Origin of the sequence: Treponema sp. UBA785, from assembly GCF_002297065.1 — a bacterium.
GTDB lineage: Bacteria > Spirochaetota > Spirochaetia > Treponematales > Treponemataceae > Treponema_D.
The window spans coordinates 20,579-21,062 of the sequence record NZ_DBJD01000011.1 but is presented as its reverse complement, the minus strand read 5'-3'; the positions used below and the strand labels follow the sequence as shown (position 1 = coordinate 21,062).

1 protein-coding gene is annotated in these 484 nt (G+C 38.8%); it reads right to left on the bottom strand.

All coding sequences use genetic code 11. The annotated features are described in order from the left end of the window. Positions 1 to 136: 136 nt before the first annotated feature. Positions 137 to 484, bottom strand: a 348-nt coding sequence (locus B2X33_RS00730) for an oligopeptide/dipeptide ABC transporter ATP-binding protein (protein WP_349675702.1), incomplete at its 5' end; no start/stop codon positions are given.

Below are 484 nucleotides of genomic sequence, written 5' to 3'. Positions count from 1 at the left end.
TCAATTTCAAAACTCACATTGTTAAGCGCATAAACAAACCTGTCTTTTCTGGCAAAAAAGCCAGATTCAAGCGAAAATTTTTTTGTCAGATTTTTTACTTCGAGAATATTGTCTTTTTTTTCTGAAATTTTTTCATTCATTCTGGCTTTTCTCCATCCTCCGAAACAACATAACACTCGTTTTCTGGAATTTTACACTGCTCTTTTGCAAACGGACATCGAGGAGCAAACGGACAGCCGGGCTCAGGTTTTGCAGGATCAGACACACGTCCCGGAATTGAAGAAAGTTTTTTCTCAGAATAATGCATTCCAAAATGCGGAGTCGAAGCAAGCAGCGCTTTTGTATAAGGATGCTTTGGCGAATTAAAAATTGTCCGGCTTTTTCCCATTTCCATGATTTTTCCGCCGTACATTACAATCATTCTGTGGCTTAGCCGGGCAACAAGTTCAATATTGTGGCTTATAAAAATAATTGAAAGTCCGCG